Origin of the sequence: Bacteroides sp. Phil13 (genome assembly GCF_001940965.1) — a bacterium.
Lineage (GTDB): Bacteria > Bacteroidota > Bacteroidia > Bacteroidales > Bacteroidaceae > Bacteroides > Bacteroides intestinalis.
The window spans coordinates 750-2,139 of record NZ_MSHA01000067.1; the positions used below are offsets into that span (position 1 = coordinate 750).

Here is a 1,390-nt window from a genome sequence, read left to right on the forward strand (position 1 = left end):
GCTGACTGCAATGTCGGTTACGGTTGCTGCTGTCGGTGCTTCTTGTGGGAGATTTTTTGAATCAGCTAAAGCTGTACTAAGCGCACTGGGGGTTGTAGCCTCTACCACAACGCAATCCAAAGGAGGTACTACCAATATGTCTCTTCTGCCTAGGATTTTGTCATTAAGCGTCTTGGTAAAATATACCTTGTCGCTTCCATTCGTCAGTTGGGCAGTGATGGAACTATAAGTACCTGTGGGCAAAGGAATGTAGAAGTTGCGAGACTTTATATCAGCTGAGGCTGTGAAGGAGGCGGTGATTTCCTTGCTTTCATCGCTCGTTACTGCCAGTATCGGGTCTGCTGCGGTTAAGTCTACCGTACAAGTACCTGCAATGTTATTGGAGGCAATAATCTTGAAAGTAGTGGCCTCTGCCGGAATCTTGTTGACGGTCAGTTTTATCATGGCTGCCATGTGCTTGAAGGACAGAGCGCTCAGATTGTCGGGATTTGTCACCTTGGCATACATCGGGCCATTGCTGCTGCCGTTATAATTTGTAAGCGTGGCAGGTAGAGTCATGGTCAATGTATTGCCGCTTACGCTCATGTTTTGTTGGTAAGGATAGATGGAGAATACAGCCGTTTCTCCGCTTGGCTTGCTGCCGTTGAAAGTGGCGGAAGTTTGACCAGCACCGCTTGCATATTCTAATTTTGTATTGCTATAATTACTTTCTGCATTACTACAGAACAACCCTAGGGCATCGGTATCTTGCCATAGAATCTTGTATTCATCGTTTACGGTAGTACGGGTGTCGGTACCTGCGCCTTCAAACGTTGCGTTAACGGTGATGTTTCCTTTCCGCCCGCTGTTTTCAAATTCCTCTTGGCTGCAACTGAATGCGGTCAAGGCAGCAGTTGCCATGCAGGCAACTTGCATAAGGTTTCTTAATTTCATCATAATGAAGTCCCCCTTAGTTTTCTACGGTTAAGATGTCATTGATTAGGTCTTCCAAGTCGCTGCTGGATGCCGAATTGTAGCTATGGGTAGAGGTGCTGCCCGAATAGGAGCGCGTAATGGGATGGTAAGGTTCGCCGCTTGTTGCAATGACTCCTTCATTCTCCATTTTGATAACTTCGATAGACGGAGTGATGTATGCTTCTCTACCGTCTGGTTTGTTCTGTTTCATATACACAAATTATTTAAAGGTTAAACAATAAAAAAAAACGTGAGTAACTATGTTTGTATATCCTTTATTCAGGCCTTCGCATTGCCCTTTCCCTGGATATACAACAGTCACTCACGTCGTTTGTGTATATACCATCCCCCTGATGGGAGAAAACCATATAAACATAGACGTGAGCATCCTTGTTGTTATCTTCAGGGAAATTTTCAAAGTTGCGAAGTTTGAATA

The 1,390-nt window shown here is 44.7% G+C and carries 1 protein-coding gene; it reads right to left on the reverse strand.

The window, feature by feature from the left end; all coding sequences use genetic code 11:
* Nucleotides 1-949: 949 nt before the first annotated feature.
* Complete coding sequence (locus BWI44_RS12105) at nt 950-1,165, reverse strand: hypothetical protein (RefSeq protein WP_005834933.1); 216 nt, start codon at nt 1,163-1,165, stop codon at nt 950-952.
* Nucleotides 1,166-1,390 lie beyond the last annotated feature (225 nt).

What these genes read in the sequence shown, in the direction of transcription:
- BWI44_RS12105 (WP_005834933.1), bottom strand. Translation starts at nt 1,165, where the DNA reads ATGAAACAGAACAAACCAGACGGTAGAGAAGCATACATCACTCCGTCT.